The following is a 24,938-nucleotide window of genomic DNA, read 5'->3' on the forward strand; positions in this document are numbered from 1 at the left end:
TTATCAAATATGAAAATTTTAAACCAGCTAATTTTTGCGGCATTTGCCATGATGCCTTTAACTTCCCAGGTCTATGCCCAGGAACATCGTTTTGATCCGCCATGGAATACACCACCAGAAAGTAAAGTGCAGTTCACAGTTCCTGGAATTGACAATGTTCCTGATCTTTTTGGCGATATTAATGATCCTCAGTTAGTCGTATTTTTTGCTGGAAATCAGTTTATGGTGATTGATGAATTGCTTGCCGCATTTAAAAAGAAACACCCAAAATATCAGCGGGTATTTGCAGAAACACTCCCTCCGGGGATTTTGGCAAAACAAATTGCCACAGGTAGTATCGTAATTGGGAATATGAGAATTACCTTAAAACCTGATGTGTATACTGCCGGAAAAAGCAGGATTGAACAAACACCGGAATGGTTTAGCAAAACTCAGGTCTATGCTAAAAACAGATTGGCTATCATGGTACAAAAAGGCAACCCTAAAAATGTAAAAGGATTAAAAGATATTGGAAGGAAAGATTTGAGAATTGCGATGCCTAATCCTGAATTTGAGGGTATCGGGAAAAGAATAGAAGAAGCCTATGTAAAAGCGGGAGGGGAGGAATTAAAAGAAAAGGTTATGAAAAGTAAAGTAAAAGACAAAAGTACTTATCTGACACAAATCCACCACCGGCAATCGCCAATGCGTATTCTTTATGATCAAAGTGATGCGGCACCGGTATGGTACACCGAAGCTTATTATCAAAAGATGCTTGGCCATCCGGTAGAAATGATTGAAGTTCCGGAAACTGAGAATATCCGCTCTCAATATATCGCGGGTCAGCTGAAAAATGCACCACATCCTGAAGCCGCAAAAGATTTTATGGACTTCCTGGTAGGTGCAGAAGCCAATGCGATTTACAAGAAGTTTGGCTTTGACTTGCCTTAAATAGGCCTCACTTTTTATTCATCTGATTCCTTTGCTTTCCATTCGAATGAGAATTGAAATAAAATTAATTTGTATTAGGCCACCTGTAATGGTTTTTTCAGGTTTGAGCAATTAGCTGTGCAAGTTTATTTGGTGTTGATGCGCTGAATACCTGCTAAATAGCTATAACAGGGCAGATAAGTTTTCAAATGAAGACTGGGTAGATCCTCAAAGATCATGCTTCAGGCATTAAAATGGCCGGATCTTTGCTTATTTTTGCGAGGAAAAATAAACATGCTTTAGGTTAAATGGCCAGGCTAGCCAAAGCCTTTAAAATAAAGCATTGATGCTTAATGGAAATTAGGTCGTTTAATAAAAAACAAAAATTATGAAAAAGGCAATCTTTGCTATCTTGATCTCTTTATCTGCGTTAACATCTTGTAAAATGATGAACAAAGGTCAACAAAACACACAGGAAAATGCTGCAGCAGCAAAATTAAGTGGTAACTGGGAGTTAAATTACATTACAGGAGTTAGGATCGCCTTTAATGGCTTGTATCCTGAGACTAAACCTAGCATCAATATCAATGCTGCGGCTGATCAATTGAGTGGAAATACCAGTTGCAATGCTTTTGGTGCTAAAATGGAAGTAAAAGGCAGCAAATTGAAAATTGAAGCCAATGGGCCAATGACGATGAGACATTGCGATGGTGAAGGTGAAATGAGATTCCTGGACATGCTGAAAAAAGTAGATGCATACAGCGTAGATGGCAACACCTTAACCCTTATGATGGGTGACGTTCCAGCAATGAAATTTACAAAAAAATAGCATTTCCTTTATTGCCGATCCGGCATTAATAGCGGATTAAAAGCCATAGACCCGTATGTGGTAAATTATTTAGGCTTTTAATCGTTCAAATGAATATAAGTTCACACTTTTGTGCAACTTATATTCATTTATCATTAGCGCAATACCATAAAGATTGAAGCAAGTAGAAGAAAAACCTGAAGCGCAAAAGCTTCAACGGGGGTTACAAAACAGACATATCCAACTCATCGCCCTTGGCGGTGCAATAGGAACCGGTTTATTTTTAGGTATAGGTTCAGCTGCGGTTTTAGCAGGTCCTTCCGTAATTTTAGGTTATGCCCTTGCTGGGATTATTGCCTTCTTTATCATGCGTCAGCTTGGTGAAATGGTTGTGGAAGAACCTGTATCGGGAAGTTTCAGCCATTTCGCTTTTAAGTATTGGGGCTCTTTTGCCGGCTTTGCTTCCGGATGGAATTATTGGGCACTGTACATCCTGGTCAGTATGTCTGAATTAACAGCTATTGGTATTTATGTGCATTTCTGGTGGCCAGAAATCCCTTTATGGGGCTCCAGTCTCTTCTTTTTTCTCGTGATTAATGCCTTGAATCTTACTTCTGTGAAAGTTTATGGGGAAGTAGAATTTTGGTTTTCAATTATTAAAGTAGTTGCCATTATTGCCATGATCGCTTTTGGCGCCTATTTACTATTAAGTGGCACCGGTGGAGAACAGGCTAGTGTACAAAACTTATGGAATGACGGTGGTTTCTTTGCAAAAGGATGGTTTACTGCGGATGGTAAAGGGGGCTTTCAAGGTTTATTTGCTGCAATAGCGCTGATCATGTTTTCTTTTGGTGGATTAGAACTTATTGGAATTACCGCTGCTGAGGCAGAAAATCCAGAAAAAACAATCCCCAAAGCAACCAATCAGGTCATCTATCGCATCTTGATTTTCTATGTAGGGGCTTTAATTATTTTGTTTTCTTTATCACCATGGAAAAATATTACCACAGACAGTAGTCCTTTTGTAATGGTTTTTGAAAGTCTGAAAGGTTTTGAAATCCAGGCCTTTGGAAAAACCATTTATTTTACCAGCATTATTGCCAATGTCTTGAATCTTATTGTGCTTACTGCTGCACTTTCAGTGTACAATAGTTGTGTTTATAGTAACAGTCGCATGCTTTTCGGCCTTGCTGAACAAGGAAATGCACCTGCTTTTTTATCAAAACTCAACAAAAATCATGTGCCGATCAAAGCAATTCTGGTATCTGGTCTTTTTGCGGCTATATGCATTGTGATCAATAAACTGATTCCTGAAAAAGCATTGGAAATACTGATGTCACTCGTGGTTTCTTCTTTGATTATCAATTGGCTGATGATCAGTATTACACATTTGAAATTCAGAAAGTCCAAAGATGCGGCACAGGTAAAAACGAAGTTTCCTTCCTTTATCTATCCATTATCTAACTATATCTGTCTGATCTTCCTGCTTGGTATTTTGGTGATCATGTGGATTACTGGCATGAAACTCTCTGTAGAACTGATACCTGCATGGATATTGTTGTTGTACATCTGCTATCTATTGGTCAATAAAAGAAAGAAAGCAAAAGGACTATAGCGGATGATTTCTGTACATTTAGCATTGGTAATGATAGGAGCTACCCATCTTTGCTGCGCCCCAAAAATTTCCAGCGCTGAATGTTCCCTGGGATACGCTGTTTTTAGGCTAGGTTCTCCACCTGTTTTAGCTCATGAATATCAGTTAAACCTGGACGCCCCGAATTGCTTAAAAGGGTGCTAGAACGCTAGTATCAGCCCTTTTTATGGTTGCACATTCTAATCTGAAACAAGCCTTGCTCAGTTAGCACAATAGGTTTTTATACTTTTGAGGACATTTATCCTTACCTCCATCTCCTTTGAAACCGAATATTACCTTCGATGCTTTTTATAAAGCGGGACCTCCAATTTTAGTATTGAAGCCGGATCCACCATACTTTACCATCATAGAAGCTAATGATGCTTATTTGAAGGTGACTTCCACTACGCTCAAAGATTTGGTAGGCCGTCCTATTCTGACCGCATTTCCACAGAATCCCAACGACAAAACTTCAAAAAATACCGAGGTTTTCTATAATAGTCTACTGACTGTTCTGGAAACCAAAAAACAACATGTACTGAGTATTTTGAAGTATGATATCCCAATTAGGGGTACGGATCAGTATGAAGTGAAATATTGGATGGTGACGAATTACCCGGTGCTCGACGACCAGGATAATGTAGCTTATATCGTACATACCAATGTTGATGTGACTTCAACCTATGATTTTGTCAAAAAAGAAAGGATTGAATTAGAAGTAGAAGACTGGACCAATAAACACCTTAGGGAGTTTTTTGCCCATGCACCAGTAGCCATTGCTATGCTGAAGGGAAGGGAGTTGAAAGTAGAACTGGCCAATGCAATGATGCTGGAAATATGGGGGAAATCACAGGAGATTATTGGTAAAAGGATGTCTGATGTACTGCCTAATGCCATTAAACTGGAAATTCTAAGTTTAATCAGTCAGACCTATTGTACAGGACGTTCCCATTATAAAGAAGATATAAAAATGCTGATTGCCCGGGAGGGTTCATTTCAGGAAGCTTATTTTAATATGGTTTATCATCCCCTTAGGGATAGTTCAGAACGGGTGAATGGGGTGATCATCATGGCTGCAGAAGTTACGGAACAAGTCAATAGTAAGGCAGAATTACTGCAAGAGCAACAAAGAAGCAGGCTCGCTATTGAGGCTGCTGATCTGGGGGTTTTTGACATGGATGTAGAAAATGGTATACTAAAATGTGACCTGCGTTGTAAGGAAATCTTTGGAATAGCTGATGGCGATGTGTATGATCAGGCACGGGAATTTATGGATGCAGTTCATGAAGATGATAAAAACAGATTGGTTAAACTCATGAGAAATGCCTTCAAAAGACCCTTGCTCAATGGGGATTATGATGTTGAATTCCGTACCCTGAGTAATTTAAATAAGCAATTGAGATGGGTAAGGGCAAAGGGGAAATTGTTTTTCAATGAACAGGGAATGCCTGGTAGATTCATAGGAACTGTTTTAGATAATACCAGACAAAAAAGAGAAGAACAACTCAAAAATGATTTCATTGCCATGGTGAGTCATGAGTTAAAAACCCCGCTCACTTCCCTTAAAGCTTATGTTCAGTTGATGAAGAGAATAGAAAGAAAAGGAGAGGATACCATAAATTTCGAAACTTTAGAAAAGGCCGATACTCAGGTTAACAAGATGGTGAGTATGATCAACAGTTTCCTGAACATTTCCAGACTGGAAGCAGGTGGTATTGTGATTGAAAAATCATCGTTTGAGTTCAATGCTTTAATCCTTGAAGTGATTGAAGAGGTAAAGGCAATCGTAGATCCTCATGTCATTACTTTCCAACAAGCTGAGGAATTATGGATTACAGGTGACCGTAATAAAATTGGTCAGGTGTTGACCAATTTACTAAGTAATGCAGCTAAATACTCCATTCATAACCGAGATATCAGCTTGAATTGTTGTAGAAAAGAAAGCAGAGCCCAGGTATCTGTGGCAGACCGGGGGATGGGCATCAGGGAAAGCGACCTGCCCTATTTATTTGCCAGATTTCAACGGTTTGAAAGTGCCGAAACAAAGAACATCTCAGGTTTTGGCATCGGACTTTACCTCTGTGCCGAAATTGTAAAAAGTCACAATGGAGAGATTTGGGCAGAAAGTGAATACGGACATGGAACCACGATGTTTTTTGAACTTCCGATCAGATAAAATTATGGTTATGATCTATTGACGCTGACGTTTTTTCTCAGTGATCCATAAAGACATGTATTTAGTACTGTTGGCATTGTGATATTGCAGGATTTGTCCAAAGAAGTTTTGCTGACGATGGTTTGTCAGACTCTGGCTTAGATTTTTCAGCGTTTTTCCAAAAGCACTCAAAAATGAGGTGGCATTATATCTGGTTTGGAGTATAATTAATCCGTTTTGCTGTGCCTGAAGCCATTGATCTTTCATTTGATACAAATGCATGGCTTCAGTAATAAAAAGTTCAGGATCATCTGCAATAGCGCCGTTCCAATCGAGATCTCCAGCCATGGCCTCAGCACCAATACCTGTGGTGACACTGGGAGTCCCGCTCAACATGGCATCAATGAACTTCCCTTTAAGACCAGCGCCAAACTGAATTGGTGCTAATAATATGCGATGTTTGTTAATGGCAGCCCTGGCGTCTTCCGCTCTCCCATGCACCAGAAATCCTTCTTTTTCGTTATGAAGCTGCATCACCTTCTGGCTACTGTAAGCACCATAAATATGGATCTGGGCCCCAGGAAGTTTTTTCCTGAGCAGAGGCCATACTTTTGTTTTTAACACTTGTAAGGTATGCCAGTTGGGTTCATGTAAATAATTACCAATGAAAACAAAGCCTGTTCTTTCTTCAAAAGTTCTCCAGTTTTTTAATACAGTTTCTTCAGGGACTTCTTCTAAAAAGGGTAAATAGTATATTAATGAAGGATCGATATGAAAAGTTGTTTTCAAGATTTCCATTTCCACCTCAGAAATGATTAAAGTAAGGTCGCACCTAAGGATTGCTGCAATTTCCCTTTTTGCCATATCTGTAAATAAATCACTGGTTTGAAAGGCACGACCTGTTTTTACTGCCAATTGTCGCGCATGTCGTAAACAATGCAGGTCTTCTGTATCCAGAATTCTTAAGGCCTCAGGACATTCCTGTTGCACTCTCCATCCATATTGTTCTTCCATCACAAAGCGGTCGAAGAGCACCAGATCTGGAGCACATTCTTTTAGAAAAATATTAAATCCATCGTCATTTAATTCGATTTCCTGCTCATTTACTCCCTTAGTCTGAAGTTTAAAACTGAATTCAGTTTTAGCAGCTGCACAAGCAAAAATCACTATTGAGCCTTTAGAAATAAAGAAATCTATCAGTTGTAGTATTCTTGTTCCCGCTGCAGAAGAGCCTGGCTCTGGCCAGACCAAACCGATGATCAGTATTTTCTTTTCCCTCATTGTTTTAAAATTGTCGCAAAATAGATGTTTTTAATGCAAAGCCTATGATTATTCCTAATTTTGAGGCGGAGAATTTTATTTATACCCTCATGCTTGGATTAAAATTATTAACAGACCCCCGTTGGGCGAATATTGCAGAATCGAATTTAGAAGAGATATTAACGGATCATGCCTGGTGCGAACAAAAGGCCGCAACAAATGCAATTACTTTAATTACAAATAATTCGGAGCACATGGATTTGGTAGAAGAACTCACCGCCATTGCGATAGAAGAAATGCAGCATTTCCAGATGGTGATTGATATCATCAACAAACGTGGATATACCCTGGGCAGAGAGCGTAAAGATGATTATGTTGGGCAATTAGTGAAATTTAGCCGCAGAGATGGCAGTAGAAATAATGCTTTTATTGACCGCCTTTTATTTGCAGCAATGATTGAAGCCAGAAGTTGTGAACGATTCCGCGTATTGTCTCAAAACATTAAAGATCAGGAATTGGCAAAATTTTATCACGATTTAATGGTATCCGAAGCAGGTCACTATACCACATTTTTGAATTTTGCGCGTAAATATACCATCGATGTAGATGTGGATGCAAGATGGAAAGAATGGCTGGAATTTGAAGGTGAGCTGATCCAGAGTTACGGTAACAAAGAAGCCATACACGGTTAGGATTTAAGGATAGCCATTAGCATACAAATTGAAGCCTTGATAAGAAGTCTTGTTAAGCCCTATTCCAGGAATTTATATAGATTTTCCTGGAATTTTCTAAAGGATTTTTCTGGCGGGTATTCCAGGAGTATAAATAAGGGAGACTATGGATTAAAGAGATAACAAAAATCCAATGGTGAAATTAGCATCCCAATCGAATACAAAAGTAGGACAGTCGGTAGCGTCTTTTATGGCTTTATAGATATTTACTCCGCTTCGGATTTTGATTTTATCTGTTTTATATTTTGAAGGATCTTTTAAAACGGTATATCTTTCCTGTGCTTTTCGACCTTGGTTGGCCAATTCGAAAGGTACCCCACCAATAATAAAGCATATTTTCCGCCTTGTATCAGGTATTTTTTCAGCATCAAGGTTTACTGTCCTGTAAACCTCTGCATCCTGCATTCCCTTCTCGTAATATTTTGCTCCCGGGCCTTCCTTGAACTGGATATCATGATCGATCCAGCAGATTTTTGTGTTCCCTGAGCCTATATCTACCACAAATGAACTGTCGGCATAAACATCCGGTAACACACATTTTAAGGCTAATTTTCCTTCCTGTTCTGCGGTAACCAGATTTACTACAAAGCCCAATTTCTTTAGTTCAGTAGAGATCAAGGCTGTTTTTGGCTCACTTTGGGCTCCTGAACTGATCACAAAATGAATGTTCTTTGATTTCAGACCTTTATCTAACATTCCACTTATGTAATCTTTCAAACCCATTTTGATGTCCGCTGTGCTGGCCATACCTTCATAAACGAAGGATTTGCCAAAATCTTTTGATATAATTTCCCAGCGTTTTTCTTTATCTACATTGATAATGAAAGCATTGAACCCAGATGCGCCAACTTCTACTACACCTTTGTATACGCCATTTATTGGTTTAGCTGGTATATGGTTGAAATCAAGTAAATTAAAGAGTTTTTCTTTCTGAGTTTTACCATTTATCCTACCGGGATTACTCGTTTCTGCGTCAATTCTGCCACTTTTGAATGTCCAGTAGCCCAGGCCAATCATGAGGATGCTAAAAACAAATATTTTTACTGGCCAAGATGCTGCAGCCCAGATAGACTTTCCTTCCATAGGTTTAAGATTCGAATAACGAATATAAGCTATCTATTTATTCTTCTGTAGCTCTCCTTTAGATTTAATTAAAAATCAAACATTAACTATATTGAAAAAGATTCGAATCAAAAAAACTGGAGGACATGATGACTAATTTTAAAATGGATGCCCAAACTTATAAGGACCTCAATATATTTTCGGATGCAGGGGGGGCTGAAACTATTTTTAGTTTGTTTAAGTCAACAAAAACAATAGGAGGGAAGGAGAAAATTCAGGAAATGATGGAACATCCATCTAGTGATATCCAATTGTTGAAAGGACGTAAATCCGCTATTCAGTATTTTTGTGATCAGGAATTGCATCTACAGATCAAAAGTGAACAATTAGACCTGATCAGCTATTACCTGAAATTTAAAAAGGTTTTTTCCAGGAACAATATGTTGGACTCCTGGGTAGATTTTATAGGGAAGAAAACGAGCAATGATTATTACATTGTGACAAAGGGACTAGAGTTTTTGATTGCACTTTTGAAATATCTTTCGCGCTTTTTAGCCGAACAGCAAGCGAATAAACCTCCGGAATACCTGAGAAAAAAACTGGAAGAATTGGAAAGGATTCTTAGCCTGGATAGCATAAAAACTGCTCTTGACTATAAGGAGAAAAACATGAAGTTTTATCAGGTGAGCAGGTCAGACCATAGTTTTCGGGGAAAGGAAAATGCGGATCTGCTTATTTTGATTCAATTGGTTTACGAACTGGACGCTTTTGAAACCATTGCAGCAAGCGCAAAAAAGATGAAATTTTGCTTGCCGGAATATTCAGAAAATGAGGATCTTGAAGTGGAATTGATCGGTTTCTTTCATCCCTCTATTGAGCAAGCTGTTAAAAATGATATTTTTTTGAATCAACAGGAGAATATGATTTTTCTTACGGGATCAAATATGGCAGGTAAATCCTCTCTGTTGAAATCGATGGCCTTGGCAATTTATCTGTCCCATCTGGGATTTCCTGTGCCTGCCACTGTAATGAAAACCAGTGTTTTTAACGGACTATTGACCACAATAAATTTATCTGATCAAATCGCTGAGGGACTTAGCCATTATTACACTGAGGTAAAACGGGTAAAAGAGGCGGCTATTACATTGATGGAGAATAACCGGATGTTTATCGTATTTGATGAGCTTTTTAGAGGTACAAATGTTAAAGATGCCTATGATGCATCATTACTTATTATCTCGGAGTTGTCGGCGATTCGCAATTCCGTTTTTTTTATTTCTACGCATCTTGTTGAACTGGCTCTAGAATTAAAGAAACTCGATACCATTGCCTTTAAGCATCTGGATACTTTTTTTGAAGGAGATCAGCCGGTATTCACATACCGGCTGAAAGAAGGTGTGTCTGAGGAACGTTTAGGGATGTACATCCTTCAAAAAGAAGGGATTGTAGATATCATTCGTTCGGTTCCCCGGCAGAAAATTAGTAATTCAGCTTAAAACCTAAAGTATACCAGTTGCCCGGCATAGGAATGGCTTCAGCTTCGATAAATTGAGCATTAAACAAGTTGGCAGCATCCACATAAATACTGTAATGAGCCTGTTTATAAGCCAGTTTTGCATCGATCACCGTATAGTCCTTATAACTGATGCGGTCCTGATAACGTGCCGCAAGCGTCAGATCCATCACCTTACAGAATGAAGTGGTCAAAGTTCCACTCAATTGATTTTTTAAGCTTCTTAAGGCATATCGCGAAAAATTAACATTAGGAATCGTGGTTTTAATTTCTGGATCCAGATAGGTATAAGAGACACCCAGCCTGAATGCATTGATGATACTGTGATCTGATGCTGCAGTCCAGCGATAATCTCCGCTTACAGTTAGTCCATTTGTATTCACCTGACTATAATTCTGAGGTTGCCATGGAGCAGAAATTTCCGCTTTTACCCAGTCAATAAACTGATCGATCCGGCGGGTAAAATAGCTTACATTTCCCGAGAAATGGGCATTGTTAAATTTGATACCAGCTTCCGCATACTTAGATTTTTCAGGAACCAACTGGCCGTTTCCAATATTAGCCTTACCCGTATAATAGAGGTCTGTGTAAGTAGGTAAGCGCTGCCCTGTACCTATATTACCATATACCCTCCAGTTATCATAGATTTGGTAACCAATATCCAAACCTGGAAAAGCCTGCCATCCATAATCAGAGTTGTAATTGGTATATGCACCAATGTTAACTGCTAAGTTTTTTACCGGTTCAAACTTATACTCTCCAAAGAAACCAGTATTGCTGCGGTTTCTTTTTCCAAGACTGGTGCTTTTAATATACTCTGTTCTGGCTTCCAGACCTAATCCAAACGTTCCAATAGTAGTTTGAATGGTGTTATTCAGCTCTGCATCCAGGACATTGCTGACATGGTGGTTATGTGAAAGTGCTGGGTTTATTTTAGTGTAAATATAATCATCTACGTTATTTCTGAAGCTGATCCTAGGTACCATGGTCCAGTTTTCAGTTATTTTTGTGGTATAGGCCAATGCAGCTAATGCTGTTTTTACGGTTTCTTCGGCTTCCTTATCACCAGGAGCGGCATAAAATCCGTTCGCGCCGAATTTATTGTGAATATAACCGGTCATGATGTCGAGCTGATCTGCTTTACCAACGTTGATCTTTCCCTGGTAGTAAAACTTCTGATTGTTGAAGGCGGTATTATAACGGTATCCATTTCCGCTTTCCTGTCCGACAGAGAACAGGTGACTGGATGCTTTTAAGGCAAGTGTACCACTGGCATATTGCCCGTTGTTCACATAAATACCCTGGTCTCCTTCTTTCTTTTTGAAACTACTACCTGCGAATACATTTGCAGAAACACCGGTTTTCTGCACTTTTCGTGTGACAATATTAATTGCTCCGGTTAAGGCATTGATGCCATATACCCGGGAAGCAGAGCCACGGAGCACTTCAATATGATCGATGTCGTCCATCACAATGGGCAGGTTCATCATATTGTGACCGGTTTGTGGATCGGAAACTTTAACCCCGTTGATCAGTACAAGGGTTTCATCAAAGGTACCTCCATCGATACTGATATCTGCCTGGCTACCCCCTGGACCACGCTGTCTTACATCTACGCCAGATACATAACTGAGTAGTTCTGAAATTGACCTCGCGGGTAAGCTTTTGATCTTTTCCGCATCAATGATCCATATGTTTCTATTTTGTTTTGAAAAAGGCAGCTGAATTCGGTTTTCCTGCACCATTACTTCATTTAATTTTCTTGTGGTATCAGCAATAGCTTGGGTAGGAGTGGTGGTTTGTGCATTTAAGGTCAGGCTAAAGCCCATTAAGACTGTAAAATATGCGGAATTTTTAAAAAGCATTATCGTTTATTTTGAAGGCCAAAGATATGTTGTTTTGCTACTTTGAACCACTATAAGTTTTCTACACTTGCTAGATTTTTTTGCTTTTAAAGGAGTCGATTATATTTTATAATGACGTTATTTACAGTTTACAATGCGCTATCACTTTTAAATATTTATGCCCAAATCGCTACTCCTCCTCCTTTTGTTATTGTCTAGTTTTTCTGCTGATGGCCAAAAAATAGTTTTCTCCGGTTTTTTAAAAGAAGAACTCAGTAAAAAACCAATTTCTGAGGCGATTATTCATGTTAAGGGTACAGCGCAACCGTTGATCAGTGATGAGAAAGGCTATTTTAAAATAAAAATTGACAAAGGATTAAGAGAGATAAGCATAAGCAGGGAGGGCTATCAGAAGCTTAACCTTTCTCTGGATCTTCAGGAGGATCAAGAGAAAGTTTTCTATCTCTCGGGTATTACGGCCCAGCTAAAGGAGGTGATCATTAACAGTAATAAAACTAGCCTGCTGCAAAGTAGCCTGAATCATCATCAGCTCATCCGGCAAAGTGATCTTGGAAAAACACCAGGATTTCTGGGGGTAAATGACGTGATCAAAACGATTCAAACGCTGCCTGGGACTGGGAATGGTGGGGAAGGAAATGCCGGATTGTTTGTTCGTGGCGGGAATCCCGGACAAAATCTGGTGCTTTTTAACCATGCAGTGATTTATAATCCCTCGCATTTACTGGGCTTTTTCTCCGTGTTCAATAGTGATGCGGTAGGAGAAGTTAAGTTTTATAAATCAGGAATTCCCGCGGAGTATGGCGGCCGTTTATCCTCCGTAATTGATATCCAAAGCGAACAACAGATTGCTGATTCATTGGTTTTGGATGGAGAACTGAGCGTTTTTGTTGCAAAAATCAACCTTAAAATCCCCCTCACAAAAAAATGGTCTGTGGCCAGTACCATGAGGAAAACCTTTATGAATTATTCGGTTTTTCCCATTGTCAATAAACTGAGGGCAGATGATGAGGATGGAAATCAATTAAAGTATGATTTCTATGACCTGAATTTTTCAACTGCAGTAGAATTGACGAAGAAGGACAGGTTATTTGCCGCCTTTTATTTAGGTGGGGATGATTTTGGACTTGATATACTCAAGTTCGGGATCTCCAATGGGATGAAATGGCAAAATGCAGCAGCATCCATGAAATGGAATAGTATGATCTCTAGCCGCTTGAGCCTGGAAACTCTGGCCAGTTATAGTGGATATCGCTTTGATTTCAGAATGCAGCAGGAGGGCTTGCAGGTTGGTATTCATTCGGCAATCACAGATTTTAATTACAGCAGTACATTGAAGGCCTATTTTGATCAGCATCGGCTAAAAATCGGACTCAGTAGGATTCAGCATCAATTTCAACCCAACTCCCCATTTTCCAGAAACCTGGATACGGAATTTGAGTATGGAACACCAAATACTTATCATGCAAATGAAACAGCGATATTCCTGAGCGACGATTATCGATTTAACGATCGCTTCAGTTTATATGGAGGAATAAGGATAAGTTATTACCGTCACAATGGACCTTATAGTACCACTTTTTCTGATGGTAGTGTGATCGGATATACCAAAAATAAAAAGGTAAGCGATGCTTTTTTTCTGGAACCGGGATTAACCCTAAAGTATCATTTCAATACCAGTACTGCTTTGAAATTTGCTTACTCCAGGAATGTACAAACGGTTCACCTGATTCCTATTTCGGCTAGTAATTTTCCCAGTGATTTCTGGATTCCTTCAACATCAAAGATGCCTCCTGAAAAGGGCAATCAATATAGTTTGGGGGTATTTAAGGAATGGGTGAATGCAGGTTATGAGGGATATGTTGATTTATACTTCAGGGATATGAAAAATATAGTGGAATTTTCCGGAGGGATGATGAATTTATCAAATAGCGTGAAGATTGAAGACTTTGTATACCTGGGTAGCGGCAGGAGCTTTGGGTCCGAGTTTTATTTTAAAAAGACGAAAGGAAAAGTTACCGGCCATCTCAGTTATACCCTTTCTAAATCTGATCGGACTTTTGAAGGAATAAACGAAGGCTACAGTTTTCCTTTTAAGTACGATAGGACGCATGACTTTACCGTGGTAGCCAATTATAAACCCAATCCAGACTGGACTTTCTCAACATTGTTTACGCTGGCAACGGGTAATGCCTATACGAAGCCCATCAGTAGGTATTTAATTTCAGGAAATGTGATCAATGAATATGGTGCTTATAATAGCGCCAGAATGCCCACTTATCATCGAATGGATTTTTCTGCCAGTCGTCAATTTCCAACTAAGGGTAAATACCAAAGTATTTTGTCTTTGTCTGTCTATAATGTGTACAACCGTAATAACCCGATATTTAATTATTACATCGCTAGAGGGAGTTTAAATACGGGACATGTATCCGTACAGGAGAAGTCTATTGCCTTGTTGCCCATACTGCCATCCATCAACTATAAACTAATTTTCAAATGATAAGTTTTCGATATTTTTATGTAGCTCCAGTACTGCTATGCCTGTTTTGTGCTTGTAAAAAGGAAAAAAATCCTGGGCTTTACAAACCCCTATTCGTAGTGGAGGGTTGGATAGAAAAGGATGATTTCCCTTATGTAACCCTGACTCACAATCTTCCTTTTTTTGCCGCTGTAGATTCTGCCCAACTCGCTGAAATTATCATTAGATATGCTAAAGTAACAGTGAGCGATGGACTAGAAACAGAGGTGCTTACAGGAACTGTAGATCAGCAGTTTTTTCCTTATTTCGTCTACAGAGGCACAAGTTTAAAAGGTAAATCAGGGCATAAATACAGTTTGAAAGTTGAGTATGCCGGGAATACCCTGACAGCAGAAACGGAGATTCCTAATCCGGTAAGCCTGGACAGTCTTTGGTTTAGCTCCAGGCCAAAGGATACCCGACAATTGAATGTTCGGATTGTGGATGCAGTAAATGAAAAGAACTACTACAGGCTCTCCACGAAATTAGAAAAGGAAAGCACCTATACACCTACAATGCTGGCCAATCAGGACGATTCATTTTTTAATGGAAAAACCATTGTTTTACAAGTCAACCGTGGTGTAGCCAATAACCTGAGCAGCAAACAAGATCCGTATTTTCAGGTAGGCGACGATGTAATTGTAAAGTTGTCGGCGATTCCTGCTACTGGATATGATTTTTGGAACAGTTTGCAGGATGAAATTTTGAATGGTTCCAATCCCCTGATCAGTAGTGCAAAAGCATTGAAGACCAATATTAAAGGACCCGGTGTTGGGATCTGGTGCGGGTATCATTCCAGCTATTATAGATTGCTGGCAAAGTAAAAAGTGTTTTAACGTTACAAAGCCGATTTTCAGATGAAAACCGGCTTTGTAACGTTATTTTATGCCTGGGCTATTTGAACTAGAATTTGTTTGTAAAGGTTTCAAAATCACCCAGAAATTTGGTAAAACCATTACCAAAGAAAGCTTTTAAACTCATTTTTGAATTGTCATTGAATACCAGACGAGGTTCTAATTCATAATAAGTGATGGCCTTGGTATTCCAGTTGTTATTTACGGTGTCGTAAAACCACTCTACTCCAGGGCGTTCCATCATTACAAATTCATTCTTAGCAAAAACTTCATTTTTATCTTTGTATAAGGCATATAATTTTGAGTTTTTATTTAACGTTTCAATTTGCAGGGCCCGTTGTTCTTTTTGAGAAAGTGTATTTTCTTTGTTATAGGCATCCTGAATTACTTTGATATTGGCCTGACCAATCAGTCGTAAATTCATGATGTCAATTGTCGTATTGGCATCTTTTATGATTTCCTCAACATTTTCAAGATTCTTAACTGCAGGACGGCTTTCATTTAAATTTGCTGTAGTAGCCACAGTAAACAATTCAATATTGTCTTTTGACATCCATACTTTACTGTTCAGTGCTTTGGCATCACTTGTTGCACTAACCAGGAATGCGAAAGTACCCATGTTTAGTTTGATATTGATGTTAGTTGGAGAAGCATCTTCTTTATACTCATAAATACCAGTAAGTTTCAGTTCTTCTTTGCCAGCGATGCTTAGGGAAACATTGGTGGTAGCTGGTAATTCGAAATGATCACCATCCAGCTGAGCTTTAACTTTAGATGCGGTATAGTTTGCCCTTAAAACAACATCATTGCTGTTGCTGGCTGCTGTACTTGGATAATGGATTTCAAGTTGATCAGTCGATGGCGTATGAAGCCATTTCCCGGTTTTAATATCCCAGTTATAAATCCCATAAAATTCGCTGAGTGCCATGCTCTCTTCTACTTCGGCTCTGGTTACGGCATTTAGCAGATTTCCAGCCTCTTTGTTTTTTGCAGATATCGCAATGGCTTGTAGTTCGCGGCCTAATGTTGTACTTGACATCATTTCGAAATCTAAATCTGCCAGACGGTTAATCAGTGTAATAAATTTTTCATTGGGTAAGGCTTCAATTTTTTTGATGAAATCAAGACCATTTTGTTCTAGGGCTTTTTTGTTTTCTTCTACAGAAAGTTTCGAATATCCCAATTCAGTTGGAGGAAGTATAGGGCTTATTGGCTCTTCTGTAAAGTTTTTCTTTTTACAGGAAAGGAGGGCGCCAAATAATAAAGCGGAAAATAAAATGTTTTTCTTCATCGTTAAGTGTTAATTTGCACGAATGTATAATTAAATTTCCTTACTTTCACTAAAACTGTGTATAAACGCAATTCTTAAGGGGTTTAAAAAGAAATGACCTGATCTTTTTTAAGGAGGGATGTTTTTTGTTGGTGCTTTTGTTTTTCTAACCAATTTTCCCCAGAACTGGCATACTTATTTTGTTTTAATTATGTTTGCTGAATAATTTGAATAAGAACCGCTTTGCGGAATTTCACAGAAAAAAAGTATAAAGAGAATAAATATGATTATTGCACCTAAAATTCGTGGGTTTATCTGCCTGACTGCTCATCCTGATGGTTGCGCACAAAACGTGTTAAACCAGATCAATTATGTGAAATCTAAAGGACCAATTGATGGGCCTAAAAAAGTCCTGGTAATTGGCGCTTCAACCGGTTTTGGTTTATCGTCAAGAATTACAAGTGCTTTTGGATCTGATGCATCTACTATTGGTGTATATTTTGAAAAACCACCAGCGCCAGGAAAAACTGCTTCTCCAGGTTGGTATAATACTGCAGCATTTGAAAAGCAAGCTCATGAGGCTGGTTTGTATGCGAAAAGTATCAATGGTGATGCTTTCTCAAAAGAGATCAAAGAAAAAACTTTGGAACTGATCAAAGCTGATTTAGGTCAGGTGGATTTAGTGATTTACAGTTTAGCCTCTCCAAAAAGAGTTCATCCTGTAACAGGTGTAGTGCACAATTCAGTTTTGAAACCAATTGGTGAAGTATATACCAATAAAACAGTAGATTTCCATACTGGTGTGGTTTCTGAAATCTCTATTCAGCCAGCTACTGGTGATGATATCGAAAATACAATTGCCGTAATGGGTGGTGAAGATTGGGCAATGTGGATCGACGAATTGAAATCAGCAGGATTACTTGCAGATGGCGCAACTACAGTTGCTTATTCTTATATCGGCCCATCTTTAACTGAAGCTGTTTACCGTAAAGGTACAATCGGCCGTGCTAAAGATCATTTAGAGGCTACAGCGTTCGAAATTGCGGACAAATTGAAAGATATCAACGGAAAAGCTTATGTGTCGGTAAATAAAGCCTTAGTAACTCAGGCGAGCTCTGCCATTCCAGTGATTCCATTGTACATCTCTTTATTGTACAAAATTATGAAAGCAGAAGGCATTCATGAAGGATGTATTGAGCAAATTGAGCGTTTGTTTAAGGAGCGTTTGTATACAGGTGAAGCTTTATTAACGGATGAAAAGGGCAGAATCCGTGTAGACGATTTAGAGATGCGTGAAGATGTACAGGCACAAATTTCAAGCTTGTGGACGGAAGCAACTACAGAATCTCTTCCGGAAATTGGTGATTTAGCTGGTTACAAAAAGGATTTCTTAAATTTATTTGGTTTTGACGTAGCGGGTGTAGATTACGAAGCTGAGGCAAACGAAATGGTAGAAATTCCAGGATTGGTTTAGATCATGCTGACCTTATAAAAAGAAAAGCGCTTCCATTGGAAGCGCTTTTCTTTTTATAAATGTTTGCTCAATTCTTCTTCAAGTTCTTTTGGAAAGAGTGGTTTCCGGAATAGCCGAACAACATGTGGATTTGCTTCCGCTTTTTTGATGTCTCCAAAATCAAGTGTAGAGGATAAAATTGCTATAATACATTTATCAGTAATTGATTTTGGTAGTTCTTTATAGATTTCCAGAAATTCAAAACCATCCATTTCCGGCATCTGAATGTCCAATAAAATAAAATCTGGAATAAGCGCTTCTTCATGCTTATTCCTACTGAGGTAATTTAGCGCTTCCTCACCCGATTGGCAAAGGATAATTTCCTCAAATAACTTAGTGATGGTGATGATTTTGCTATTGATTTTTAGATCAACCTCATTGTCATCAATTAACATAACCTTTCTGAGCTTATTTAACATTTGGAATCGTGATTTTAAAGGTGGTACCTTCTATAGCATTGGAACTTACAGTGATCTTTCCGTTGATTTTATTTAATGCTTCTTTCACTATGAAAAGGCCAAGGCCACTTCCATGGTTAATCTTACTTTTAAAGAACTGCAGGAAGATCTTTTCTAAATGTTCATTTAGAATGCCCATTCCATTGTCATTGATTGAGATGTGAACTTGTGTGGGTTGCACTTCTATGGCAATGTTTACATTTTTATTCAGTTCCGTTTCCTTTTGATACTTGATCGCATTAGAAATCAGATTCCCTAAAATCACTTCAATCCGGAAGGCATCTCCATAAAATGGTTCATCCTGAATGATGTTGACATTAAATTGCATGTCCTTATCTGTATAAGCGTAAAGCTCAATCAGGTCGGCAACCAGTTTTTTGAAATCTATTTCCGTATGTTCCGAAACTGTCTTGTTATTTTTATAGTATTGGAGCGTTTTCTGGATATAATAATCTAACCGGTTGGAACAGGTTTCAATCAGCCCCCAGTATTCTCCACTGGAATTAAAAAGACCTTCCATTTTTACCAGATTTACAATTCCCATCGTGGATACTAAAGGTGCTCTTAGTTCATGAGAAATACTATAGATAAAGCGGTTTAATTCATCATTTGTTTTTTCCAGTTCCGCTACTTTATTTCTGAGGTCTATTTTTGCTTTATAGGCATCATAGGCATTTTTAATAGAATTGTGTAGCTCCAGGTCATTCCATGGTTTGGTGATGTAGCGGTAAATGTCACCATGGTTAATGGCATCAGCCAATGCTTCAATGTCGGTATAGCCCGTCAGTAATATTCTTGTAGGATCCGGAAAGGTATTTTTGATGCTTTTGAAAAACTCTACACCTGTAATATTTGGCATCTTTTGATCCGCAATAATCACTTGTACTGCAACGTTTTCCAGAATTTTTAACCCTTCGTCAGCAGATAAGGCAGTGTAAATTTCATACTGCCTTCTAAAGCTCGCTTTAAATGCATGCAAGTTATTTTCTTCATCATCAATATATAGAACACGTATAGTTGTGGCATTCATAATAAAGTTTATTATCGTGATATTAGGGGTAAGGTAATAATAAATTCTGTACCTTGATTTACTTTTGTCACAACATCTATATGACCACGGTGATTTTCAATGATCCTGAATACAATCGATAAACCTAAACCGGTACCTTCTCCAACATCTTTAGTCGTGAAAAATGGTTCGAATATCTTTTGCTTTACTTCTTCCGACATTCCTGATCCCGAATCTTTAATGCTGATTTTTACTTCATCTCCTTCTTGCCAGGTCCTGATGTGGAGTGTTTCTTCAGCATTTGTTGATGCTTTTCCTTTAATGGCCTGAATGGCATTGCTGATCAGGTTCATAAAGACCTGGTTGATTTTTCCAGGCATACATTCTACTTTTGGAAGCTCTCCATACTCTTTTACAATCTGAAGATTGCCGGGGAAGGTACTTCTCAATAAAACCAGGGTAGAATTCAGACCTTCGTTCAAATCTACCGGCTTGGTATCATTTTCATCCAGTCTGCTAAAATTTTTCAGGCTTCTGATGATTTCTGCTGTGCGTTGTGCACCTTCTCCAATTCCGGAAAGCAAAGATTTGATTTCTTCTCTGACAAAATCCAGATCAATATTTCTTTTGAAAGATTCAATGGAGCTCAGTTGCGAACTGAGGTCTTGTGCAGGATCAATATTCTCGTACATATTGATGAGCTCATTCAGGTCATCGATGTCCATCTGGAGCGGCTTAATGTTAGAGGTCACAAAATTGATCGGGTTGTTGATCTCATGAGCAATACCTGCGGTTAGCTGACCTAAAGAAGCCATTTTTTCGGAATCTACCAATTGAGATTGCGTCTCTTTCAGGTTAGATAGCGCATCGTTTAAACTGGTGTTGATATTCTCCAGGGCTTCCGTTCTTTCTTTTACCTTGATTTCCAATAGGACGTTTTGCTCACGTACCAGTTTTTCATTTTCAGTTAAGATTCTCAAAGCCTCTGATTGTGATTCTTCTTTCTCTTTCTTAAAGATATTGATCTTATCGGCCAATGCAAAAGAAAGCAATACGGCTTCTAGACCGGAACCAATTAAGATGGCATTATTGGTTAAGAAATTATAAGAAAAGATACCAATATCTTTTAATATAAATATAATCACTCCAATTAGGAAACAAGACCAGGAAATTGTAAAATAAAAGGCTGGTCGGTAATTCTTTTTATAAATAGCGATACCAGTAACAATAACTGAAATAGATGCTACAATAGTCAGTAATTGCAGTGCCATCTGAGCCTCTACCGGAAAGCCAGAGATGCTAATACCTAAACAAATCAAATAAAGTAAGATCAGTATTTTTAGATAAATATCCAGTTTGGGGTAATAATTTTTAACATGTAAGAATTCCTTGGTAAAAAGAATGGAGGTGATGCCTACAAAAACAATAGAAAAGACCAGACCCTGGTTGTTTAAATAGGTATTATCTCCCCAGATCAGGGAGAAAGCATAGCCTTGTAAACACAATTGGGTAAAGCCAACACTAAAAATGTAAACCACATAAAACAGGTAACTCCTGTCTCTCACCGTAAAATAGATGAAAATGTTGTATAAAAACATAGTAACGATCAGTCCCATGTAAAGACTGAAAACATTACTTTCCATAGAAAGTCCCTGCATAATTGTGGAATAGGATCCGATAAAAAGTGGAAGTGTAATTGGACTGGAAGCAGAAACTTTCAGGTAATAGGTAGTCGTATCAGTATGGCTGTTTAGTCTGAAAATTGGATCCTGATGAACAATCTCGCGGTGTTCAATTGCTACCTCATTTCCGGATTTAACTGCTTTAAACTGTCCTCGTTCCGGATAATAGAACACTACTTTATCAAGATTCGGACTTTTTAATTGCAGGTAATCATCACTGGCAATTTTATGATCAACAATTTTAATCCTGATCCATATATTCGATTTCGTAAGTCCGAAATTGGCAATCTTATTATAATTAGGCCTAAATTCCCCTTTTTTGATGACTTCTCCGAGTGAAAGTTGTGCAGAGGAATCCTCATAAGTAGCGATTTTATCGCTGATGTTGAGTTGTATATTTGTAGGGCTGTTCAGTTGGATCACCTGCGTTTTAGCCTGTCCGCTGATGAGCAGTAATATTAAAATAAAACAAAAAAATGGTGCAATCTTTTTCAAGGTATTCTGGTGTAGCATTATCTGTCAAACTTTAAATCGTACATGATATCAACATCTCCTTTAGGGCCGGTCTCTGAACGCACTTGTACTGGATTTTCAATAAGATCGAAGACAAGTTCTCTAATGGTAGGCTCTGCTTTTTCTAAGGTTCTAAGGTTGTCGATAATCACGGCAGTGGCAATTAAATCAAGTTTTGGATAATAGAATTGTCCGTTGTTACCGACAGCAATATTGACATCAAAACCAGTTCTTTTCCCTCCTCTAACGGTAGCAGGAGCACATAAAGCAAATAAACTATGGAGTCCAAGTGTGTAAGCTAATGCTACAGATGCACGGATCAGGAAAATACTACCGATCCCAAAACCAGCAATTTCCCGGGAATTCCAAAGACCACAAAGCTCACCTGTTTTCAAAAGTTTTCTTTCTTTAAGCTGATCAAATATTTTGGGATCCAGTTTTCCAATGGCATCTTCAATAGGAAGTGCCAGGTCTTCATCAGCAATCTGAATGCGCGCACCACCTAATGCCCTTCCATCCTCAAGAGATTCTACGAGAATGACATAGGTGTTTTCATGTTCCATCCAGGCATGTTTCGCGGAAGTGATCATGGTGATGCCATAGATTTCCAATACCTTCCGGTGTCCATCTATGAATTTTTGACATAAAGCCTCGTTATCTGTTGCTTTAAATGCGGTGAACTTTACCATTTATTGGGTTAAATTAGACATGAATATTTTATCTATTGGCAATCGTTTCGAAGGCGTTGCTGCTTCCTCAGCATAGAATAATCTACATAGAAAAACGCTGACTTCCTGCTGATTCACTGCCGAAAAGCTATTGTAAAAGATTTCATTTAATTCGGAGAACTTGTCTTTAAGATAAAGGTCCTGATTTAGTCCATCACCATACTTTAAAATATTAAAATGTAAAATACTGGCAGTCATAGGGTGAACTGAAACTCCTGCGCGATTGGCGGTTAACCACATGCGCTCAACGGCTTTTCCTCCCCTGATAAAATCATCTGAAGTATAGCCTGGCATGGTCACTAACGCAATTGCCGAAGAGGCCAAACCCGATTTTTTAGACAATCGCTCCAGTCCGGTTCCCATTTTCCAGCTTTTTAATAAATCAAGTACTTTTGGATCTTTGGCGATGCGCATTCCAATGGCTTCACCAGCTGTCAGGCCGAAAGATTCCAGGTCTAATCCATCTCCGGTTCTTTCACTATCCTCTTTTGTGAACCTCAGTTCCAGATTGAAAAGCTCATGGTGACCGGTTGGGGTGTATAAACGTAGCTTATCCGCTTCGCCCATAATATTTGCCACCTGAAGGATGTCATTTTTATCTTCTATGAAATAGATTTTAGCACCATCAATCTGTTCCGTTTCTGCTTTGATCTCCGCCAATGCTTCAGCAGGGATAGATCTGATCTCTTTGGGTTGATTTCTATTGGTGTTTCTAAGCCCGGTAAAGTCGGCCAAGCCATCCTTTTGATGACCATTACTTACCTGACTAAATTGTAATACTGCAATTAACTCAGGAACCTGTGAATCTGGAAAAAGTTGTTCATGAACCTGAAGGTTTAGTGAATCTGCTTTCAGGCGAATGCTTTCTAAGGTCAACCCAAAACCTACATATGCCACGATATTCTTGTGGTTTGCAAAAGAAAATGAGCGTTCTTTATCATGAAAAAGGAGTAATGCACCGTCTTTATACAGCCATTTCCATGGTTGATTATTACCTGCCGAGCTTCCTCTTTGTGCCGTCAGCATTAACGATTCCAATTGCTCGTCGTTCAGCTGAATTGAATTTTCTGGTTTGGTAAGTTTCAATTGAGCAGTCAGGGTATCCATTTCCGGGAAAGTGATGCCTTTTTCTGGCTGAGGGATTTCAGCGTTCGCGGAATGATCTACTGGGTCTGCAATAATCTCTTCGATGTCGACAAAGAACCTACCCGACACAGAGAGCTCCTGTAAGAGAATTCTTCTGGACAAATCTGCTGTGATCCCCCCACCATATGTGACCGCACTGGCCAATTGTGGCCAAGAAGTAATGGTTTGTTGAATTTCAATCATAGAGGCTTTCATCCTGGTGGATAAAGTCTCTACCCCGGCAATCGGCAGTATATATGGGATTTTTTCTTCGTTTGTTTTAAGGTGTTTGACTTTTGAAATATCGAGGTGTTCGATATACCCATGCAGAATCGGACGGTTCGGCTCCAGGTCAAATCGCTCAATATCTATAGTACCTCTATCGCTGGCTTCCATCAATACCGGAATCTGATGAGCTTTGGCTTTTACCCTGCATAGAATTTTGATGTCAATTCCGTCACATTCATCGATCAAAAGATCTAATTTACCATTTTCAGTTAAGAAGCTTTCAATGTTTTCTTCGGTAATTCCTTCATGAAAACAAGTTACTTTTAAGAAAGGATCTATCTCAGCAATTTCTCTGGCAACAATCACCGTTTTTCTTAAGTCTACATTCTGAACTCCACTACGGATGCGGTTGAGATTGGTGAGATCGAGGTGGTCAAAATCAGCAATTCGTAATTCTCCGCAACCACGCTCAATAGCTAGTGTCAGGGAAACTGACTGACCAACAGAAAGTCCGATGACGCCAATTTTCTTTTCCATCAGTTGGTCTTGTTCCTGCTGGGTTATTTTATGTTTATTCCTATTGGTACGAACCAAAATAAATTCTTCCTTGTCAAGGATATGTACTAATTTTTCTAACCATGGATAATAGACCCATACACCGTATGCATCAGATTCAATTCCATTCAAACGTTTTACTATAAGTTCATCAATTTCAGACTTAGTCAGTACCAAAGTTGGATTTAATCCTTTAACGAGGTCTGTAAGTTGGTTATTAATGCTGTCGAATACCTGGATATGTGGTTTTTCTTTTAGCAAATTCAATAGTGAAGATTGATCTTCCGGATTTAGAATTCTAAAGAATGTTGGCGTATAGATTTCACTATACTTTTTTGTTTGCGAAGCTAGTTCTTTTTTAAGTTGACGTAATTCTTTATCTAATTGCATTTGTTCTATGAAATATACCCTTTAATCATTGCAAAAAATCTATTAAAATTATACTTTTCATCGTTATAATGAAAGTATAATTTTTATTATAACGATAGTGTTAACTTTAATTAACGCGTTAGCCGCTAATAATGAGCATCATTCCTCAGATTATTAGTT

General features: G+C 38.6%; 18 protein-coding genes. 9 read left to right on the forward strand and 9 right to left on the reverse strand.

Features of this window, described 5'->3' with window-relative positions:
• Window positions 1-9: 9 nt before the first annotated feature.
• The 4 genes from R2Q94_RS06290 to R2Q94_RS06305 all read left to right on the forward strand — a co-directional run bounded on the left by R2Q94_RS06290 (window position 10) and on the right by R2Q94_RS06305 (window position 5,526).
• Window positions 10-930 carry a substrate-binding domain-containing protein gene (locus R2Q94_RS06290; protein ID WP_316820599.1) on the forward strand — a complete coding sequence of 307 codons (921 nt, stop codon included), beginning with the start codon at window positions 10-12 and terminating at the stop codon, window positions 928-930.
• A gap of 424 nt (window positions 931-1,354) precedes the next feature.
• Complete coding sequence (locus R2Q94_RS06295) at window positions 1,355-1,738, forward strand: META domain-containing protein (protein WP_316820600.1); 384 nt, start codon at window positions 1,355-1,357, stop codon at window positions 1,736-1,738.
• A gap of 154 nt (window positions 1,739-1,892) precedes the next feature.
• Entirely contained in the window at window positions 1,893-3,332 is a 1,440-nt protein-coding gene (locus R2Q94_RS06300) for an amino acid permease (RefSeq protein ID WP_316820601.1), read from the forward strand.
• A 298-nt stretch (window positions 3,333-3,630) separates the two neighbouring features.
• On the forward strand, window positions 3,631-5,526 hold the full coding sequence (locus R2Q94_RS06305) for an ATP-binding protein (protein WP_316820602.1): 1,896 nt from the start codon (window positions 3,631-3,633) through the stop codon (window positions 5,524-5,526).
• Between the two features lie 15 nt (window positions 5,527-5,541).
• Here the strand turns inward: R2Q94_RS06305 and R2Q94_RS06310 are convergent, their stop codons facing one another.
• Window positions 5,542-6,786, reverse strand: coding sequence for a glycosyltransferase (locus R2Q94_RS06310; RefSeq protein ID WP_316820603.1), 1,245 nt, complete (start codon window positions 6,784-6,786; stop codon window positions 5,542-5,544).
• Between the two features lie 89 nt (window positions 6,787-6,875).
• On the opposite strand from R2Q94_RS06310, the gene R2Q94_RS06315 reads away from it, so the two are divergent.
• The gene (locus R2Q94_RS06315) at window positions 6,876-7,457 is read left to right on the forward strand and encodes a tRNA-(ms[2]io[6]A)-hydroxylase (RefSeq protein ID WP_316821048.1); all 582 of its coding nucleotides are present in this window, start codon (window positions 6,876-6,878) and stop codon (window positions 7,455-7,457) included.
• A gap of 150 nt (window positions 7,458-7,607) precedes the next feature.
• Here the strand turns inward: R2Q94_RS06315 and R2Q94_RS06320 are convergent, their stop codons facing one another.
• The gene (locus R2Q94_RS06320) at window positions 7,608-8,579 is read right to left on the reverse strand and encodes a hypothetical protein (protein WP_316820604.1); all 972 of its coding nucleotides are present in this window, start codon (window positions 8,577-8,579) and stop codon (window positions 7,608-7,610) included.
• 125 nt (window positions 8,580-8,704) lie between these two features.
• On the opposite strand from R2Q94_RS06320, the gene R2Q94_RS06325 reads away from it, so the two are divergent.
• Window positions 8,705-10,054: a MutS-related protein gene (locus R2Q94_RS06325; RefSeq protein ID WP_316820605.1), complete on the forward strand. Its 1,350-nt coding sequence runs from the start codon at window positions 8,705-8,707 to the stop codon at window positions 10,052-10,054.
• Here the strand turns inward: R2Q94_RS06325 and R2Q94_RS06330 are convergent.
• Complete coding sequence (locus R2Q94_RS06330) at window positions 10,038-11,936, reverse strand: TonB-dependent receptor plug domain-containing protein (protein WP_316820606.1); 1,899 nt, start codon at window positions 11,934-11,936, stop codon at window positions 10,038-10,040. The two genes, R2Q94_RS06325 and R2Q94_RS06330, sit on opposite strands and share 17 nt — an antisense overlap.
• Before the next feature lie 157 nt (window positions 11,937-12,093).
• Between R2Q94_RS06330 and R2Q94_RS06335 the strand changes: the two genes are divergently transcribed.
• Together R2Q94_RS06335 and R2Q94_RS06340 are read left to right on the forward strand one after the other, a co-directional pair.
• Window positions 12,094-14,436 carry a TonB-dependent receptor domain-containing protein gene (locus R2Q94_RS06335; protein ID WP_316820607.1) on the forward strand — a complete coding sequence of 781 codons (2,343 nt, stop codon included), beginning with the start codon at window positions 12,094-12,096 and terminating at the stop codon, window positions 14,434-14,436.
• Entirely contained in the window at window positions 14,433-15,278 is an 846-nt protein-coding gene (locus R2Q94_RS06340) for a DUF4249 domain-containing protein (RefSeq protein WP_316820608.1), read from the forward strand. The genes R2Q94_RS06335 and R2Q94_RS06340 overlap by 4 nt, the downstream gene beginning before the upstream one ends.
• A gap of 79 nt (window positions 15,279-15,357) precedes the next feature.
• Here the strand turns inward: R2Q94_RS06340 and R2Q94_RS06345 are convergent, their stop codons facing one another.
• Complete coding sequence (locus R2Q94_RS06345) at window positions 15,358-16,599, reverse strand: hypothetical protein (RefSeq protein ID WP_316820609.1); 1,242 nt, start codon at window positions 16,597-16,599, stop codon at window positions 15,358-15,360.
• A 262-nt stretch (window positions 16,600-16,861) separates the two neighbouring features.
• Here R2Q94_RS06345 and fabV point away from each other — a divergent pair, with 262 nt between their 5' ends.
• Window positions 16,862-18,052: an enoyl-ACP reductase FabV gene (fabV, locus tag R2Q94_RS06350; RefSeq protein ID WP_316820610.1), complete on the forward strand. Its 1,191-nt coding sequence runs from the start codon at window positions 16,862-16,864 to the stop codon at window positions 18,050-18,052.
• A 53-nt stretch (window positions 18,053-18,105) separates the two neighbouring features.
• Here fabV and R2Q94_RS06355 read toward each other — a convergent pair whose 3' ends face one another.
• The 5 genes from R2Q94_RS06355 to R2Q94_RS06375 are packed head-to-tail and all read right to left on the reverse strand — an operon-like array spanning window position 18,106 to window position 24,779.
• Complete coding sequence (locus R2Q94_RS06355; protein WP_316820611.1) at window positions 18,106-18,510, reverse strand: response regulator; 405 nt, start codon at window positions 18,508-18,510, stop codon at window positions 18,106-18,108.
• Complete coding sequence (locus R2Q94_RS06360) at window positions 18,500-19,579, reverse strand: hybrid sensor histidine kinase/response regulator (protein WP_316820612.1); 1,080 nt, start codon at window positions 19,577-19,579, stop codon at window positions 18,500-18,502. Before R2Q94_RS06360 ends, R2Q94_RS06355 begins: the two co-directional genes overlap by 11 nt.
• Before the next feature lie 11 nt (window positions 19,580-19,590).
• Window positions 19,591-21,753 carry a 7TM diverse intracellular signaling domain-containing protein gene (locus tag R2Q94_RS06365; protein WP_316820613.1) on the reverse strand — a complete coding sequence of 721 codons (2,163 nt, stop codon included), beginning with the start codon at window positions 21,751-21,753 and terminating at the stop codon, window positions 19,591-19,593.
• Window positions 21,753-22,442 carry a hypothetical protein gene (locus tag R2Q94_RS06370; RefSeq protein WP_316820614.1) on the reverse strand — a complete coding sequence of 230 codons (690 nt, stop codon included), beginning with the start codon at window positions 22,440-22,442 and terminating at the stop codon, window positions 21,753-21,755. Before R2Q94_RS06370 ends, R2Q94_RS06365 begins: the two co-directional genes overlap by 1 nt.
• Window positions 22,443-24,779 (reverse strand): Rv1355c family protein, encoded by a 2,337-nt coding sequence (locus R2Q94_RS06375; protein WP_316820615.1) that lies wholly within the window; start codon window positions 24,777-24,779, stop codon window positions 22,443-22,445.
• Between the last annotated feature and the right edge of the window lie 159 nt (window positions 24,780-24,938).

Source organism: Pedobacter gandavensis (assembly GCF_032678465.1).
Lineage (GTDB): Bacteria > Bacteroidota > Bacteroidia > Sphingobacteriales > Sphingobacteriaceae > Pedobacter > Pedobacter gandavensis_B.

Coding starts and splice junctions, on each gene's coding strand:
- R2Q94_RS06290 (WP_316820599.1), top strand. CDS start 10: ATGAAAATTTTAAACCAGCTAATTTTTGCGGCATTTGCCATGATGCCT.
- R2Q94_RS06295 (WP_316820600.1), top strand. CDS start 1,355: ATGATGAACAAAGGTCAACAAAACACACAGGAAAATGCTGCAGCAGCA.
- R2Q94_RS06310 (WP_316820603.1), bottom strand. CDS start 6,786: ATGAGGGAAAAGAAAATACTGATCATCGGTTTGGTCTGGCCAGAGCCA.
- R2Q94_RS06315 (WP_316821048.1), top strand. CDS start 6,876: ATGCTTGGATTAAAATTATTAACAGACCCCCGTTGGGCGAATATTGCA.
- R2Q94_RS06320 (WP_316820604.1), bottom strand. CDS start 8,579: ATGGAAGGAAAGTCTATCTGGGCTGCAGCATCTTGGCCAGTAAAAATA.
- R2Q94_RS06325 (WP_316820605.1), top strand. CDS start 8,705: ATGATGACTAATTTTAAAATGGATGCCCAAACTTATAAGGACCTCAAT.
- R2Q94_RS06330 (WP_316820606.1), bottom strand. CDS start 11,936: ATGCTTTTTAAAAATTCCGCATATTTTACAGTCTTAATGGGCTTTAGC.
- R2Q94_RS06335 (WP_316820607.1), top strand. CDS start 12,094: ATGCCCAAATCGCTACTCCTCCTCCTTTTGTTATTGTCTAGTTTTTCT.
- R2Q94_RS06340 (WP_316820608.1), top strand. CDS start 14,433: ATGATAAGTTTTCGATATTTTTATGTAGCTCCAGTACTGCTATGCCTG.
- R2Q94_RS06345 (WP_316820609.1), bottom strand. CDS start 16,599: ATGAAGAAAAACATTTTATTTTCCGCTTTATTATTTGGCGCCCTCCTT.
- fabV (WP_316820610.1), top strand. CDS start 16,862: ATGATTATTGCACCTAAAATTCGTGGGTTTATCTGCCTGACTGCTCAT.
- R2Q94_RS06355 (WP_316820611.1), bottom strand. CDS start 18,510: ATGTTAAATAAGCTCAGAAAGGTTATGTTAATTGATGACAATGAGGTT.
- R2Q94_RS06360 (WP_316820612.1), bottom strand. CDS start 19,579: ATGAATGCCACAACTATACGTGTTCTATATATTGATGATGAAGAAAAT.
- R2Q94_RS06365 (WP_316820613.1), bottom strand. CDS start 21,753: ATGCTACACCAGAATACCTTGAAAAAGATTGCACCATTTTTTTGTTTT.
- R2Q94_RS06370 (WP_316820614.1), bottom strand. CDS start 22,442: ATGGTAAAGTTCACCGCATTTAAAGCAACAGATAACGAGGCTTTATGT.
- R2Q94_RS06375 (WP_316820615.1), bottom strand. CDS start 24,779: ATGCAATTAGATAAAGAATTACGTCAACTTAAAAAAGAACTAGCTTCG.